The sequence below is a fragment of the Serratia sp. G204Y genome (assembly GCF_051172435.1).
Lineage (GTDB): Bacteria > Pseudomonadota > Gammaproteobacteria > Enterobacterales > Enterobacteriaceae > Serratia > Serratia sarumanii.
In genome coordinates this window covers 1,951,976-1,967,647 of the sequence record NZ_JBPIZA010000001.1, presented here as the reverse complement: position 1 = coordinate 1,967,647, position 15,672 = coordinate 1,951,976, and the positions used below count along the sequence as shown (strand labels likewise).

Annotated in this window: 17 protein-coding genes; 7 read left to right on the top strand and 10 right to left on the bottom strand. The window is 54.4% G+C overall.

Annotation, left to right across the window (positions count from 1 at the left end):
* Positions 1-13 precede the first annotated feature (13 nt).
* Positions 14-472 (top strand): macrodomain Ter protein MatP, encoded by a 459-nt coding sequence (gene matP, locus ACSBQQ_RS09670; protein WP_004928138.1) that lies wholly within the window; start codon positions 14-16, stop codon positions 470-472.
* 88 nt (positions 473-560) lie between these two features.
* Here matP and ompA read toward each other — a convergent pair whose 3' ends face one another.
* Together ompA and sulA are read right to left on the bottom strand one after the other, a co-directional pair.
* Positions 561-1,640: a porin OmpA gene (gene ompA / locus ACSBQQ_RS09665; RefSeq protein WP_033638719.1), complete on the bottom strand. Its 1,080-nt coding sequence runs from the start codon at positions 1,638-1,640 to the stop codon at positions 561-563.
* A gap of 357 nt (positions 1,641-1,997) precedes the next feature.
* The gene (sulA, locus tag ACSBQQ_RS09660) at positions 1,998-2,504 is read right to left on the bottom strand and encodes an SOS-induced cell division inhibitor SulA (RefSeq protein WP_033646571.1); all 507 of its coding nucleotides are present in this window, start codon (positions 2,502-2,504) and stop codon (positions 1,998-2,000) included.
* 229 nt (positions 2,505-2,733) lie between these two features.
* Here sulA and ACSBQQ_RS09655 point away from each other — a divergent pair, with 229 nt between their 5' ends.
* Positions 2,734-3,390 (top strand): TfoX/Sxy family DNA transformation protein, encoded by a 657-nt coding sequence (locus tag ACSBQQ_RS09655; RefSeq protein ID WP_033646570.1) that lies wholly within the window; start codon positions 2,734-2,736, stop codon positions 3,388-3,390.
* Between the two features lie 4 nt (positions 3,391-3,394).
* On the opposite strand, the gene yccS is transcribed toward ACSBQQ_RS09655, so the two are convergent.
* Positions 3,395-5,530: a YccS family putative transporter gene (gene yccS / locus ACSBQQ_RS09650; RefSeq protein WP_033646568.1), complete on the bottom strand. Its 2,136-nt coding sequence runs from the start codon at positions 5,528-5,530 to the stop codon at positions 3,395-3,397.
* Positions 5,531-5,556: 26 nt separating this feature from the next.
* Complete coding sequence (locus ACSBQQ_RS09645) at positions 5,557-6,009, bottom strand: YccF domain-containing protein (RefSeq protein ID WP_033637896.1); 453 nt, start codon at positions 6,007-6,009, stop codon at positions 5,557-5,559.
* A gap of 166 nt (positions 6,010-6,175) precedes the next feature.
* On the opposite strand from ACSBQQ_RS09645, the gene helD reads away from it, so the two are divergent.
* Positions 6,176-8,230 carry a DNA helicase IV gene (gene helD, locus ACSBQQ_RS09640; protein ID WP_033637897.1) on the top strand — a complete coding sequence of 685 codons (2,055 nt, stop codon included), beginning with the start codon at positions 6,176-6,178 and terminating at the stop codon, positions 8,228-8,230.
* A 32-nt stretch (positions 8,231-8,262) separates the two neighbouring features.
* On the opposite strand, the gene ACSBQQ_RS09635 is transcribed toward helD, so the two are convergent.
* Together ACSBQQ_RS09635 and ACSBQQ_RS09630 are read right to left on the bottom strand one after the other, a co-directional pair.
* Positions 8,263-8,721, bottom strand: a complete 459-nt coding sequence (locus ACSBQQ_RS09635; RefSeq protein WP_015377363.1) for a methylglyoxal synthase — start codon at positions 8,719-8,721, stop codon at positions 8,263-8,265.
* A gap of 123 nt (positions 8,722-8,844) precedes the next feature.
* Positions 8,845-9,510, bottom strand: coding sequence for a DUF2057 family protein (locus ACSBQQ_RS09630; protein WP_049235528.1), 666 nt, complete (start codon positions 9,508-9,510; stop codon positions 8,845-8,847).
* Between the two features lie 255 nt (positions 9,511-9,765).
* Between ACSBQQ_RS09630 and ACSBQQ_RS09625 the strand changes: the two genes are divergently transcribed.
* A complete protein-coding gene (locus ACSBQQ_RS09625; protein WP_033637899.1) occupies positions 9,766-10,179 on the top strand; it encodes a CoA-binding protein in 414 nt (137 codons plus the stop codon).
* Between the two features lie 57 nt (positions 10,180-10,236).
* Here ACSBQQ_RS09625 and hspQ read toward each other — a convergent pair whose 3' ends face one another.
* Positions 10,237-10,554: a heat shock protein HspQ gene (hspQ, locus tag ACSBQQ_RS09620; RefSeq protein WP_033637900.1), complete on the bottom strand. Its 318-nt coding sequence runs from the start codon at positions 10,552-10,554 to the stop codon at positions 10,237-10,239.
* A 60-nt stretch (positions 10,555-10,614) separates the two neighbouring features.
* Positions 10,615-11,799, bottom strand: coding sequence for a 23S rRNA (cytosine(1962)-C(5))-methyltransferase RlmI (gene rlmI / locus ACSBQQ_RS09615; RefSeq protein WP_033646566.1), 1,185 nt, complete (start codon positions 11,797-11,799; stop codon positions 10,615-10,617).
* A 378-nt stretch (positions 11,800-12,177) separates the two neighbouring features.
* On the opposite strand from rlmI, the gene ACSBQQ_RS09610 reads away from it, so the two are divergent.
* From ACSBQQ_RS09610 to yccX, 3 genes are all read left to right on the top strand, one after another.
* The gene (locus ACSBQQ_RS09610; RefSeq protein WP_033637903.1) at positions 12,178-12,558 is read left to right on the top strand and encodes a hypothetical protein; all 381 of its coding nucleotides are present in this window, start codon (positions 12,178-12,180) and stop codon (positions 12,556-12,558) included.
* A gap of 394 nt (positions 12,559-12,952) precedes the next feature.
* On the top strand, positions 12,953-13,915 hold the full coding sequence (locus ACSBQQ_RS09605) for an acyltransferase family protein (RefSeq protein WP_033646565.1): 963 nt from the start codon (positions 12,953-12,955) through the stop codon (positions 13,913-13,915).
* 157 nt (positions 13,916-14,072) lie between these two features.
* Positions 14,073-14,351 (top strand): acylphosphatase, encoded by a 279-nt coding sequence (gene yccX, locus ACSBQQ_RS09600; protein WP_060428384.1) that lies wholly within the window; start codon positions 14,073-14,075, stop codon positions 14,349-14,351.
* A gap of 34 nt (positions 14,352-14,385) precedes the next feature.
* Here yccX and tusE read toward each other — a convergent pair whose 3' ends face one another.
* Both tusE and yccA read right to left on the bottom strand, forming a co-directional pair.
* The gene (gene tusE, locus ACSBQQ_RS09595) at positions 14,386-14,715 is read right to left on the bottom strand and encodes a sulfurtransferase TusE (RefSeq protein ID WP_004928095.1); all 330 of its coding nucleotides are present in this window, start codon (positions 14,713-14,715) and stop codon (positions 14,386-14,388) included.
* Positions 14,716-14,826: 111 nt separating this feature from the next.
* Positions 14,827-15,486, bottom strand: a complete 660-nt coding sequence (gene yccA, locus ACSBQQ_RS09590; RefSeq protein ID WP_004928091.1) for an FtsH protease modulator YccA — start codon at positions 15,484-15,486, stop codon at positions 14,827-14,829.
* Positions 15,487-15,672 lie beyond the last annotated feature (186 nt).

Here is a 15,672-nt window from a genome sequence, read left to right as displayed (position 1 = left end):
TGAAGAGCTCAAGATGAAATATCAGCAACTGGAAAATCTGGAGAGCGGTTGGAAATGGAAGTACCTGGTGAAGAAACATCGGGAAGGGGAACTCATTACCCGCTACATTGAAAACAGCGCTGCTCAGGAGGCGGTTAACGAGCTGCTGAAGCTGGAAAATGAGCCGGTAAAGGTACTTGCATGGATTGCCGCTCACATGAATCCGGAACTGGATAACCGGATGAAACAAACGATCCGCGCCCGCCGTAAACGTCATTTTAACGCAGAACATCAGCATACGCGTAAAAAATCTATCGATCTGGAGTTTTTGGTTTGGCAACGATTGGCTGCCCTGGCGCGCCGACGTGGCGTTACGCTGTCGGAAACCGTCGTGCAGCTTATCGAAGACGCTGAACGCAAAGAAAAGTATGCGAACCAGATGTCGTCGTTGAAAGAAGACTTGAAGGCGATTCTTGGCAAAGATCCCAAGTAAGTGCGTGAGCGCGCCTGTGTTGCGCTTGGTTTCAACAATAGGATGAAAAAAAACCCCGCTATGCGGGGTTTTTATTAGGCGAGTAAACTTAGCCCTGAGGCTGAGTTACAACGTCTTTGATACCTTTAACTTCGATCTCTACGCGACGATCTGGTGCCAGGCAAGCGATCTGAGCTTTGGTAGCGCGGCCAGATTTGTAGCCACAGGTGTTGCCAGTAACTGCATCTGCTTCACCCATACCACGTGCAGAGATTTTGTCTGACGGGATGCCTTTGGAGACCAGGTAGTCAACAACGCTCTGTGCACGTTGTTCGGACAGTTTCTGGTTGTACTGGTCAGAACCAACGGCGTCGGTGTAACCCAGAACAACTACGGAACCGTCTTTAGGATCCATGGAGCTCAGCTGGCTGTACAGCTGATCCAGAGCCTGTTGGCCTTCTGCTTTCAGAGTAGACTTGTTGAAGTTGAACAGCACGTCAGACTTCAGAGTGAAACGCTTGGTTTCAACAACTGGAGCTGGAGCCGGAGCTGGTGCTGGAGCAACTACGTCATCCTGACCGAAGCGGTAAGAAACGCCCAGGCTCAGCATGGTGTTGTCTGGACGTGCGCCAACGGTACCTGCGTCACCGATGTTGCTTACGAACTGGTAATCCAGGCGAGTAGCCCAGTTTTTGGTCAGTGCGTATTCAACACCAACAGCAGCCAGCGGAGAAACGCCGGTGTCGTGGTCGCTCAGACGCTGACCAGTACGGCCGTAGTTAGCTTTGGAATCTGCACGCCATACCATACCACCCAGACGAGTGTAGATGTCCAGATCGTCAGCAATTGGGTAGCTCAGTTTAGCGGCCAGTTGAACGCCCTGCGCTTTGAAAGCACCGTTGTTCACGCTGCCTTTGTAAGGCATGCGGCCGAGCCAGTCATAGCCCAGTTCGAAGCCCAGGTATTGGTTTGCCTGGTAGCCCAGGAACGCGCCGGCACCCAGCTGATCTTTGTGGGTAGGACCGTTGCCGATACCGTTCTGGTAACCGTTGCCGTAGAAGCCAACGTCATGGTACTGGGACCAGCCCAGTTTAGCACCGGTGTACCAAGTGTTATCTTTTGGAGCGGCTTGCGCTACGGTAGCGAAACCTGCCAGTGCCACTGCTAATGCGATAGCTGTCTTTTTCATTTTGCGCCTCGTTATCATCCAAATAGGCAATGAGCTTTAAAGCTGTTTTAAGCCCTTGGTTAAATTCCTTCGCCAAGGTTTAAGCCCTCGTTTGTTACTCGCCAGTTTTTCTGACGTTATAGAGCAACCTTGGCGATGTAAAGTCTACAACGTGGCGCGAAAGTTACAAGTGTGATGTGATAAGGCTCTAAAAAAAAACGCGGAATCGTACATATTTGCTAACATTCTCAGCCTAAAAAAACGGCGATTCCTTGGGCGTTTTTACTTGCCAAACCGCAGCCGGACTAGCTTTGTGCCTTCCACCGCAAAGGTTCCGCTTATGGGGTGCGAAAATGATGGGAAAAATCCTAAATTTACTTAATGATACAAAGAAGAGTGAATTTTTAGGGTGGAACAGTGTCCGTGAGTCGGGTTAATGTCACGTTGAGGGCGCATGATAAACCCATAGGCATTACCCAATTCTGCCGCACGTCTTAATTTTAGACGATCCTCCTCCGTTAGCTCGGGCAACCAGCCAAGAACCACGCTGTAATTTCCCGTTTGCAGCGCTTTTTCCATAGCCTCGACCGTATTCACCGGGCTGATTTGGCTCAATTGCACCATCTTATCTACAGGCAGGCCGGATTGCTGCAGCCATTGCTTGCTTAATTTTTGCTGCGGTGTCAGCCACAGAAGCCAGCGAGACTGCTTGCCCAGTTGCAGCAGCAGGGGCAACAGCAATTGAGCCACTGCGGGCTGGCGCTCGTTGTAAACAAGTTCACTGATCAAGCCATTCTCTTTGCCGACATCCGTGTTCTTCTCAGCATTGCGCGCTGTAAAAGAGCCTTGGCTGAAATGAGGTTGGTAGAGTGATTGAGTACGCATAAAGTTCCCGCCCGTCGTGTTACTGTATGTTTATACAGTATCCCTGATTTGGGATAAGATCAACCCAAATTTTCGTAGCGGCTCGCATAATTGCGATCATTTTTTGTACCGGTGTTTTTTGTGATTGGCATGCGGGTGGATAGTGCGTATTTTCCTAATTAGTTGTTCACGTTACTCTTTTCATTGATAAGAGAAATAATACGACCGGAACCTAAAAAGGAGAAACGCTATGAAAAGGATGTCGATACGAAGGATCGCACAGGCTAAAAATTGCTTCGCGGCGCTGGGCGCCATCACCACGCGGTCACAGTTTGGCGGCTACGGCCTGCTGGCCGAGGGGGTAATGTTTGCAGTGATAGCGGAAGGAGAGTTGTACCTGCGGGCTACGGCGAGCATGGAACCGGCTTTTCGCGCCAGAGGGATGGTCAATATGGTCTATTCCAAGCGTGGAGTGCCCATCACTTTGCGTTATTACTGGGTTGACGAGTCGCTGTGGCGGGAACGCAACGAGCTGGTGGGGCTGGCCTGGCAGGCCGTCAGGGAAGCGCGTCGAGAGCAGCGGCTTAAGGCCGGCGATCACGGTCGATTGAAGGCGTTGCCGAATATCGATGTCAACATGGAGCGCTTGCTATGGCGAGCGGGTATCCGCAACGCCTATGACCTGCGGCTGCAAGGCGCTAAACGCAGCTATCTCCGCCTGCTGCAACAGCAGACCAATCTGGGGCTGCGTGTGCTGCTGTCGCTGGGCGGCGCGATAGCCGGTTATCATCAGGCGGCGTTGCCGGCCGAATTGCGCAACGAACTGGTGCGCTGGTTCGATCATACGATGGCGATGCGCCGCCATGGGCATGAGCCAGTGGTTCAGGGCCCATCGAGCGAGCCCTGAATAATTAGATTGCCTTATTGATTTGGGCGTGGAGTGCGGTGAGCTCCGGCAGCAGTTCGAGCATCAACCCCACCTGTTGCAACACCAACTGCTCTTTGCTTTCAGGTTCCGGAACGGCTCTGCGAATGCGCTCCGCCAGCTGTTCCAGCGCTTGCGCAATGCGCTGGCTGTTCCGTTCTTCCTGATGCAAGGCGCCGTCCACGTAACACACGGCATCATTGAGCAGATCGAGGGTGACAGGGGTATTCAGCCGCTCGCGGTGTGCCCCCAACGCCGAGATATAACTCAGGAGAGTGTGGTTGAGGCAAAGCAGGCGGAAGGCGGCTTCCTGCAATTCCTTGTCGGCCTTGGGATCGGCGGACATGTTGGAGATGACCGAAGCCAGTTCGGCATCGCTGTTGTGGGCATCTCGCCGCGCAATGCGGTAGGCGAGGCCGTTATCCTTACCCTGGTGGTATTGCACCAGAATGGCGTCCAGATAACGGCAGTTGGCATTCAGGGTTTTATCCACCACCGCCGGCAGTTGGCGGAATTTCCAGTCCGGCCAGATAAAGCTGACCGCCGCCCAGGCGATGGCGCAGCCCAACAAGGTGTCGTAAACGCGCGGGGCGGCTACTTCGAATCCTTCACCCAACAGGTTAAAGCATAACAAGACCAGTAGCGTGATGAACATGGTGGCGTGGGCATACTGGACGGTGCGGAAAGCGAAAAATAGAACGCCGGTGATGACGATCAACACCAGCTGTCCTTCCAGTGAAGGCACGAAATAGAGGATCGGCAGGCCGATCAGGATACCGGCCAGGGTGCCGATGATGCGCAGCGCCAGGCGTCGGCGGGTAGCGTTGTAGTTCGGTTGACAGACGAACAGGCTGGTCAACAGGATCCAGTAACCGTGCTGCATGCCGGTGAACTGGATGAAAGCGTAACCCACGCACAGCACCACCGACATGCGGATCGCGTGGCGGAACAGGGCCGATTGCGGCGTCAAATGGCGGCTGATGCGCAGGCGGATGTCGCTCCAGCCGGTTAAGCGATCGTCGGCCAGGCTGTTCTCTTCCGCTTGCCCGCTTGCCAGCGTCTGCTCTGACTCAATATTGGCCAGCTGCGCATCGATCGCATGCAGGTTTTTCAGCAGGTGCGCCAGCGCCTTGGTTTGTTCTGAATTGCCCTGGGTTTCGGCGATGCGCGCCAAGGCCTCCTGAATGCGGCTGAAGGCCGGCTCAAAACGCGGGTTGTGCTGGTATTTTTGCCGCAGCAGGATCGATTGTGCCAGTTGGCGGCAGGCGCGCGCCTGCATGCTCAGCAAACGCTGGAAGCGGAATAAAATATCGCTGTGGCGGAATTGCCGGCTGAGCGCGTGATACTGAACGTGGGAAGAGCTGGCGCGTTCGTGGATATCCTGCGCGACAAAATAGTAGTGCAAGGTACGGCGGGTGCCGCGCTGGCCGCGATCGCCTTTCAGGCGCGTCAGCAGCGAGGCTTTGGTCTGGTTAAGCAACGCGACCAACGCGCTGTTGGCCATCGCAACATCCATCCATGGCAGGTCGGCGTCGCGTTCGGCGTCGGGATCGAACAGGTTGGCTTTGGCATCCAGATAGTTGGCCAGTTGATCGTAGCAGCGCGCCAGGTTCTCTTGCAGTGGCCGGATAGGGAACAGCAGGTGGCCCGCCAGCGTCAGCAGGTTGTACCACAGCGCACCGATCACCAGCAGCAGCGGTTGCTGATACCAGGCATCGTACATGGCGGTGCCGAGCATGGTGTAAACCGCGATCAGCAGTGCGCCGAAGGCGATGGTGGCGTAACGTTGCCCCAAGGCGCCCAGAAGGATAAAACCGCAGGTCGACGTGGTTAAGCCAAGGGCGAACAACCAGGGATAGGGGAACAGCAGCTCGATTGAAGCTGAGGCGACAAAGAAGCACACCAGCGTGATCAGCAGGTTGCGTAACCTGCCGGCCAGGCGGTCATCCAAGTCGGTCAGGGCCGCTGCCACCACGCCCAGCGTCAGCGGGATGGTCAGCTTGGGAATGCCCAGCCACCAGGGAACGGCGGTGGTGCCGATCAGCGCAATAAGGATGCGCAGGTGATACAGCAGATTGCTGTTATAGGTGTAACGACGTACTGCGGGTGCAAAAGAGCGCACGAAAAACTCCTCAAACGGAGAAAAAATTAACGCTGATGATAGTGGCGGCGAGCATTCTCAATACGCGCTTGCTGAGCCATTTCTACCGAGACGACGCGGCGCCCCACCGGCCACAGCGCGATGGCGGCAATTTTGAAATTGGCGATGCCGACCGGAATGCCGATGATCGAAACGCACTGCACGATACCGGCGGCGATGTGTGACAGGCACAGCCACCAGCCGAACAGCACCAGCCAGATAACGTTGAGCAGTGAGCCGCCGGCGGAGAGCAGCGCATTGCTTTTTTCCGGGTAGAGCTCATCGACGTGGATTGCCTCATTGCCGAACGGCACCAGCGACAGCTTGGTGATTTCCCAGCAGGAGCGGGTGAGCGGCAGCGTGATGACCAGCAGCACGCTGAACACCGTGGCGATGAGCCAACCCAGCGTGGTGAAGAAACCGCCCAACACAAAATTAAGAATATTCAGTACAGTACGCATAGACGTCATTCTGCTCTAATGTTGGCCAAACCGCGATGCGGGCGTATTCACGATAAAAACGCAAAATCTATTCTACCCTTTTTTTAGCGCTAGAGTGCCACTGCTTATCGCAGGTAAACTGGCAGATATCCGTTATTTAATCTCAACATAGTCATGGCGCGACGATATGGAACTTAAAGCGACATCGCTGGGGAAACACCTGGCTCAGCACCCTTATAACCGCGTGCGGTTGCTGCACGCCGGCGTTGAGGTGAGCGGGGAAAAACATGAATACCTGATCCCCTTCAATCAACTGATTCAGGTCAGGTGCAAGCGCGGCATCGTCTGGGGCGAGCTGGAATTTGAATTGCCGGACGAAAAAGTGGTGCGACTGCACGGCACCGAGTGGCAGGAAACGCAGCGTTTTTATCACTATCTGCAGCAGGCGTGGCAGCAGTGGAGCGCCGAAATGAGTGAGGTCAGTGCCGGCGTGTTGCAACAGCAGGTGGCACAGATTCAGCGCATTGAGCAGCAAGATAAATGGTTCAAAAAGTCTGAGCTGGGCAAACTGCAGCAGCAAATCCGTGAAGCCTTCTCCGCGCTGCCAATGCCGGTGGCGCGCCTGGAGGAATTCGATAACTGCCGGGCCGATTACCATCTGTGTCTGCAATGGCTGCAGCAGGGGCAACGCAGTGTCGACCAACGCAACCGGCAGTGGACCGATCGCATGCTGGAGCAACATCACGACTTCTTCCAGACCGTCGAGAGCTCACCGCTCAATGACTCTCAGAGCCGTGCGGTGGTCAACGGCGAGGATTCCGTCCTGGTATTGGCGGGGGCCGGCAGCGGCAAGACGTCGGTGCTGGTGGCGCGCGCCGGCTGGCTGCTGCGCCGTCAGGAGGCGGAGCCGGGCCAAATCTTGCTGTTGGCGTTCGGCCGTCAGGCTGCGAGTGAGATGAATGATCGCATCAAAGAACGTTTGGGCGATGTCGGTATTCAGGCCAAAACATTCCATGCATTGGCGCTGCAGATCATTCAACAAGGCAGCCGCAAAGCCCCGGCCATCAGCCGGTTGGAAACCGATGCCAGCGCGCGCAAAGCGTTGCTGATTGCCCATTGGCGCGAGCAATGTGCAGAGAAAAAAGCCCAGGCGAAGGGGTGGCGTCAATGGTTGACCGAGGAGCTGGAATGGGACGTGCCGGAAGGCGACTTCTGGCAGGATAAACGCCTGGCGGACCGGCTGGCGGGCCGGTTGGAACGCTGGCTGGGGCTGATGCGCATGCACGGCGGCAGCCAGGCGGAAATGATTGAGCAGGCGGATGAAGAAATCCGCGATCTGTTTTCGAAACGCATTCGGCTGATGGCGCCACTGTTGAAAGCCTGGAAAAGCGCCTTGAAAGAGGAAGGAGCGGTGGACTTCTCCGGCCTTATTCATCAGGCGGTCAACATTCTCGACAAGGGGCGCTTCGTCAGCCCGTGGAAACATATTCTGGTCGATGAGTTTCAGGATATCTCGCCGCAGCGTGCGCTGTTGCTGGCGGCGCTGCGTCGGCAGAACAAGCAGACCTGCCTGTTTGCGGTGGGGGATGACTGGCAGGCGATTTATCGCTTCAGCGGCGCAGAGTTGACGTTAACCACGGCTTTTGCCACCCACTTCGGCGAAGGGGCGCAGTGCGCGCTGGACACCACTTATCGCTTCAACGAACGTATCGGCGAGGTGGCCAACCGGTTCGTGCAGCAGAACCCGCACCAGCTGAAAAAACCGCTCAACAGCCTGAGCAAGGGCAATAAAAAGTCGGTGGCGATCCTGCCGCACGAGCAGTTGGAGCCCTTGCTGGATAAACTGAGCGGCTACGCCAAGCCGGATGAGCGCATCCTGGTGCTGGCGCGCTACCATCATCTGAAACCGGAAGCGCTGGCGAAGGCGGCCACCCGCTGGCCCAAGCTGGATCTGGAATTTATGACCATCCACGCCAGCAAGGGGCAGCAGGCGGAATACGTCATCATCGCCGGTTTGCATGATGGGCGTGACGGCTTCCCCGCCGTGGCGCGCGAGTCGGTGTTGGAAGAGGTGCTGCTGCCGCAGCCGGAGGATTTCCCGGATGCCGAAGAGCGCCGTCTGCTGTATGTCGCGTTGACGCGCGCTAAACATCAGGTGTGGCTGTTGCAGGATCGTGAACGTCCTTCGGTGTTCGTTGAACACCTGCAAGATCTTGGCGTACCGGTGCAGAAAAAACCGTAAGCCTGGGCCTGGCGGCTGCCAGGCCGCGAGGACTATTTCAGGCGGTCTTGCAGGTAGCGCTGATAGTCGGGGATGGCGATCTCCACCTCGCTTTTGAACAGCGGAGAGTCGATCAGAAAGTCGGCGGTCGAGCGGTTGGTGGCCACCGGAATATTCCATACGGTCGCCAGCCGCAGCAGCGCCTTCACGTCCGGATCGTGCGGCACCGCGTTCAGCGGATCCCAGAAGAAGATCAGCATGTCTATCTTGCCTTCCGCAATCAGTGCGCCAACCTGCTGATCGCCGCCCATCGGGCCACTCAGCATGCTGGTGACGGGAATGCCGCTGGCGCGCTGGATCAGATTACCGGTAGTGCCGGTGGCGTACAGCTGGTGCTGCGCCAGAATGGTCTTGTGGCTTTCTACCCACTCCAGCAAGGCCTGTTTGCGGTGATCGTGCGCCACCAGCGCAATGTGTTTGCGCGCGGCGATAGTGCGGGTGGTCAATTCCATCTCGGTGTCCTTCGCTAATCGGGGAATGTGCGACAGATTACTGAAACTGTTTTTCACTGCCTAGCGTTTGCGCTTGAAAATGCGAAGAAAAGACGCCTTTACGGGGAAAGGCGCCGGGAGGGATCAGCGAATCGGTTGTTTATTGGCCCAGCGCAGAAAACGCTTCTGTGTTTCCTTGTCGGCCTGTTGAAACCAGTATTGCAGCATTTGTTCCGACACGTTTTCACCTTTCAACGTCACCGTCGGGGCGTTTATCGGCGCGCCGGCCAACGCGAGGGCTGAGGCATTGCCCGCGTTCGCCTGAACAAAGCTCGGAACGGAGGCCGGGCGGTTCTGGCGGTTGTAATCGGTCATCACCTTTTCCAAATCGGTATTGAAGGTGACGCTGTCGGGATGCAGCACATCATGCCGGAACGGCAGGGCGTTGCCGTCTTTATCGACCACCAGATAATTCAACGTTCTGTCAAAGCGTTGCGCATCACGATCGTTCTCGATGCGTGGCAGTTCGATCGCCACCTGGCTGATCTTTTGCGTATTGAAGGTGGCAACCAGCGGCAAGGAAGCATAGGCCTGCGTATGCTGGCCGGAACGTACGGTTTTGGTCACTTTAAACAGCAACTGGTGCTGCCCGCCATCCAGTTCAAGGCTGTCGGCGCCTTTTAACAACGAACCTGTCATTTTCTTGCCGTCGACCACCAGCAGGTCGATGTCCGGGGAGAGTTTCAGGGTCGTAGCCGCGGCAGGTATGCTGATGCTGAGCAACGCCGCAACCACCAGACCAAATTTCATCATTATCTCCTTATAAAGTGGCGTAACGCTAAGTGTTGAACACGGCATAGGTTGTGTCAAAATTTTTCAATCGGGTATTTTGTTTACATTTTTACATATTTTATCGCGATTAGACATGACCATGCGCAGCTGAACCGCGACAGCCTCTGACCATAAGATTGCGGTGAAGTTTCCCTTGCGTTGCGTTTAACCGAACGAATGCCGATCGGTTACACTCGAAATGGAAAGTGACGCAGTGATAAACGGGAGTTGAAGATGCAAGATCAAGAGATTGTTGAGCTGTTGCAACAGGTGAAAACTATCGCGCTGGTCGGTGCCAGCGATAACCCATCGCGGCCCAGCTATGGGGTGATGGCGTATCTGTTGGCGCAAGGGTATCAGGTGATCCCGGTCAGCCCAAAACTGGCGGGGCAGACGCTGCTGGGGCAGCAGGTTTACCCTACGCTGGCCGCTATCCCGCAGCCGGTGGATATGGTTGACGTGTTTCGCAATTCAGAAGCGGCTTACGGCGTGGCGCAAGAGGCGATAGCGATCGGCGCCAGGGCGCTCTGGCTGCAGATAGGGGTGATTAACGAGCAGGCGGCAGCGCTGGCGCAACAGGCCGGGTTGCGTGTGGTGATGGATCGCTGTCCGAAAATCGAAATCCCGCGCTTAGGGTTGGAGCGCTAAATAAAAAGGGCCAGGCGCGATGCCGGGCCCTCTCGGGTTTCTCAGGTCTTGGCGCGGTCAATTGCGCAAGCGTGGCGCCTGTAGCTGGTGACGGATGGATTCCGCCAGTTCATCCAGCGATGGTTGCTCGGGGTGTGCCTCCTGGGCTTCGCTATCCAGCTGCGCTTCCGCCAGATAGGTGTGTACCGGTTGGCCTTCCTCGTCTTCCATCACCACGTGGTACCAAGGGGCTGAACGCAGTTCATCGTTCGCCGCTATTTCGTCAGCTTTGGGTTGTTCCAAAGAGTATTCCGGGTCGATATCGATCACGACGCCCAAATACCCCAGCAGTTTATGCCTAACCTGTTGTCCGATACCGAATTTGCTGGCAATCATGATGACCTCCTGAGAAACAATGCCTTGCTCATATATGGGGGCAGGGCAGCGCATTTCAAGTTACATCACCCGACAAGCGAATCCTTTCAGATACAGCCCCTCAGGGTATGTGGCGATCACCGGGTGATCGGCAGCCTGTCGGAACTGCTCTATAAATTGTACATCACGTCCGGCATCTACAGCGGCGTCGGCCAAAATTTTCTGGAACAGGTCGGTCGGCATCAGGCCGGAGCAGGAGAAGCTGAGCAGAATGCCGCCCGGATTCAGCAGCTGCAGCGCCAGCATGTTGATGTCTTTGTAGCCGCGGCAGGCGCTGGCCAACTGATTCTTGTTCTCGACGAATTTCGGCGGATCCATGATGATCAGATCGAATTTTTCGCCTTGAGTGCGGTAGTTGCGCAGCAGCTGGAACACGTCATCGCGAACGAACTCCGCTTTGTTCAGATCCAGCTTATTGAGCTCGACGTTCTGTTTGGCGATATCCAGCGCCGCCTGCGAGGTATCCACGCTGATCACCTGCGCGCAACCGCCCATCAAAGCGGAAACGGCGAAGGCGCCGGTGTAGGAGAAGCAGTTCAGCACCCGACGGCCGGCGGAGTAATTGCGCGCCGCCAGGCGGCTGTCGCGCTGGTCGAGGTAGAAACCAGTTTTGTGCCCCTGCTGAATGTCCACCAGCAGCTTCATGCCGTGTTCGGTGATCGGCAGCAGTTCCGGCGGCAGATCGCCAAATACCGGGCCCTGCGCCAGCGGCAGGCCTTCTTTTTTACGTACCGCAACGTCGGAGCGATCGTAGATCGAACATTCCGGGTAGCAATGCTGCAGGGCGGAAAGCAGGGCCGGGCGCTGGTATTCGGCACCGGCGGACAGCAGCTGCAGCACCAGGAAATTCTGGAAGCGATCGATAGTGATGCCCGGCAGGCCGTCGGACTCGCCGGCGATCAGGCGGTATCCGTCCAGACCGTCGCGCTGTGCGACCCAATCGCGCCAGCTTTGCGCTTGCTGCAGGCGGCGAATGAAGAAATCGATGTTAATCTCTTCATCTTGCTGGAAGGTCCAGACGCGTGCGCGGATCTGCGACTCGGGCGAATAGGCGCCGCGTGCCAGCCACTTACCCTGGCTGTCGAGGATATCAATGGTTTCACCGGAGTGGGCTTTGCCCTCAACGCGTTGAACGGCGCCGGAGAACACCCAAGGGTGGCGACGGAGTAAGGACTTTTCACGTCCTTTGGCGAGATGTAAGCGCATGGTTAAACTACTTTTTATTCAATGGGTTAATTGGCTGGATTAAGCGTTTGCCAAAATAAGTTCGTCATCATAGCTGAATCTGACAGCGTTCACTACCGCGTTGGCTCGGATTGTATCGCGTTATCTCTGCGGGCGTCGCACCGAAGAGAGAGAAAGTGCAGCCTTCAAACTGAAGAAATGGCAGCTTAAAAAGGTGTATTATAGCAAGCCAGAGATGAAAGCATGTTGATCAGTGCGTGAAGGCGCTTTGTTACCTGCAGGATTGGATGTTTGACAGGGGATTATGCTTTATAGGGCATAAGGCGACAGAGTTATGTATTTATTCTCGTTAAAAGTGTTTTTGGCTGTTTTGTAATATAAAGTGAAGGGAGTGCACCAGTGAGATTTTTTTTGTTTTTCATTTTTTTTATGACGACTCACACAGTATTGGCTAACGAGTGGGTTTTTAGTGATGACGAAAACGCTATAAGTGATGGGGTATTAAAGATTTCGGTTCAGGCTGGGCATTATAAAATTTCATTTCCACCTACTGCGAACCCAAACTCAGGTGCTGTGTCGATTAACGGCGAGCGGTTTTACGGTAACCGTTCTTTTGGATTCGACGGCGAGCAAGCGGACATAATGATTGATAGGTTATTAAAGGTAAAGAGTGCTCAGGTTGAATATGATGATCGTTTTAAAACGAAAGTCGTTCGCAAGTTGGTTGATTTTTCTGACATTACATCATCCCTCGATAGCTTGAAAAATAAAAGTCATTGACACCTCTCACATCATCGACGATAGAGCAGATGGCTTTACTCGAAATAGGAATAGCGCTGTCGCTTGGTTGCCCGGCGGTATGTTTAGCCACGACGGCTGGCCGACGGTACGCTTTCTTGTGAGCAAGCAGAGCCCATCATTCAAGAGTGTGGATTGAAGATTACCGTTTTGTTTTTAACTAATTGATTATTATTATCTTTTGTGAAATTTCATAGTGATTAACTTCAGGCTGAGGTTCGCCTCACGGAAGAAAGCCTATCTCCGGGCAGATGGGGATGTAAGCTTTTTGTAAGTTTTTTGTGAGTTTTAGGTTTTTTCGCATTGACAAAAATCTTAACTTAATCTGTTATTGAGCACCTGATGTTTATTATGCAGATATTAGGATTTTTCTTAAATGTCTAAAGAAAGAAGCTTGTCGTTTGATTTTTTGAAAGGGTTGCTTATCTTGCTCGTCATCGTGGGACATTTATTGCCAGGCAGCGCTGATGTCGGTTTGCGTGGGGCAATATATTATTTCCATATGCCGCTTTTTCTAGGGGTGACGGGCTACTTTGTTCGGCGTTATTTTCTTGATGGCGGCGTGATTAGCGTGCTGAAAAAGTATCAGTGGCGCATGATAATTCCTTATATGTTGGCGTTCGTTGTTTACAGCGTTTATTCTCTTTACTCCTCAGAAGAAGTCGGTTTAAAGCAGTTCATCGGTCTATTTCTTTACCCCTACTATCATCTTTGGTATATCCCAGCAGTGATCATATTCGTGCTATATACTATGGTCATTTACAAGAGTAATTTCTTAATTGGTTTCTTTCTGTTCACTTCCGCGGTGTTATCTATTGTCTGGTACTGTTACGCCGACACGCTGGAAAACCAATATGCCTGGCTGAAATTCATTGGTGATAAGCGTTTCTATTATTACTACTCCTTCTTTTTATTAGGTTTCCTGGTCGGGGATAAGAATTTTTACGGTAACCCGCTGGCGTTGTTCGCTATCGCGTTGGTCGTAGGCATATTAGGGTACTATGAACCGAACGGGGCACTGCTGGATGCCGCCTCATGGTTTGCCTTTAATGCTGCGTTGTTGCTGTTGATGGTGAGTTTGTGTAAACGCCTGAAGCTGAGAATTGAGGGCTTTGTGGTCAAAATGGGGCAGGTATCTCTACCTATTTATCTTTGGCATGTGTTACCCATTTTGCTTGTCGGAGCAATGGTCGATAAGGATACGCTAGGTTTTTATCTCAGCGTAACGGCCATTATTTTCGCTCTGGTCATCATATTTATCCGCTTGCGTGGCAAAAGCAGATTTATCGACTCTTTCTTTTACGGGGAAAGGGCCAACTGGCTACCTGCCGAAAAATAGCAAGTCTGTCCCGGCCGAGGGAGCTCGGCCGTCTACTTTTTACGTAAGCCTCTATTATACAAATTGTTGTCCTCTGGCTCCTTGCCTCTTTATCTTTTGATTGAGTTTCTATACTCAATACATACTTATTCTTTAGACAAGATAACAGGGGGCGATTATGACACAAGTTTGCATTGCTGCGTATGTATATGGCGTGGTGCAGGGGGTTGGGTTTCGCTATTCCACCCAGCGGCAGGCCGAGGCGTTGGGGGTGACAGGCTATGCGCGCAATCTCGATGACGGCAGTGTTCAGGTGGTGGCCTGCGGCACACAGGCGCAGGTGGACAAGCTGCTGGAGTGGTTGAAACAGGGCGGCCCGCGCAGCGCGCGCGTCGAACGTGTGCTGGTGGAGCCGCAGGGCCTGGCTGATTACAATGGGTTTGGCATTCGTTATTAAACGCTCGCCTGCAGCGGCGCTGCGGGCAGAGCGGTCAAATGCATTTTACCGGTTTCGGCAATCCGGCGATTTTGGTGGCTTGTTTGGCCGGCCCTTTCGGGAACAGGCGATACAGATAGCGGCTGTTGCCTTTTTCTTCGCCGTATTTCTGCGCCATCGCTTTGACCAGCATGCGGATAGCCGGTGAGGTATTAAATTCCTGATAGAAGTCGCGCACGAAGCGCACCACTTCCCAGTGTGCTTCGGTGAGCACGATCTCTTCCTGCGCGGCCAGCAGCGGCGCCAGCCCTTCATGCCAGTCGGCGCTGTTTTTCAGATAACCCTGCGCGTCAGTGTCGATAACCTGACCTTCAAACTCCAACATACTGCCTCGATAACGGATAATTCGGAACGGCCGCCAGTTTAGCAAATTTTTTCAGCCGCAAAAAACAAAGCCCCGCCGGAGCGGGGCCTGGAAAGCTGGTGTAACGTGCGATCAGTTGCTGCGGGCGAAGCCCAGAATGCTCAACAGGCTGATGAACATGTTGTAGAGCGACACGTACAGGCTAACGGTGGCGCGAATGTAGTTGGTCTCGCCGCCGTGAATGATGTTGCTGGTTTCCCACAGGATCGCGCCGGCGGAGAACAGGATGAACAGCGCGCTGATGGCCAGGTGCAGGGCAGGGATCTGCAGGAACAGGTTGGCGATCACCGCCACCAGCAGTACCACAAAACCTGCCATCATCATGCCGGACAGGAATGACATGTCTTTACGGGTGGTCAGCACATACGCCGAGCAGCAGAAGAACACCGCTGCGGTGCCGCCCAGCGCCAGCATGATCAGATCGCCCGCGCCGGCGTTCAGGAACGAGCTGAGAATGGGGCCGAGGGCATACCCCATGAAACCGGTCAGCGCAAACGCCGCCAGAATGCCTGCCGGGCTGTTGGCCAGTTTATGGGTCAGGAACATCAGGCCGTAGAAACCAACCAGCATCAGCAGCAAGCCCGGCGCCGGCAGCCCCAGCATCGTGCTGGCGGTCGCGGTCAGCGCCGAGAAAGCCAGCGTCAGGGATAACAGGAAATAGGTGTTGCGCAGGACTTTATGCGTGCTGAGCAGCGAGTCGCGCGAAGAAGATGAGACGACAATGCGGTCCATAATGCTCTCTCTTATCAAGCCATCACAAAATAATCCCGATGATAGGCAGCGCAAACGCTTGATTAAAGTTTGTTTACCAATCTTTACCCTTAGTTATCATTGTTGCAACAGCAGGGAGGAGCGGACGCGCGTTTGTTCGGCGTTTGCTGCGTCTTCGCCGATTTTTCGCGCGGTTGAACGCGCCCA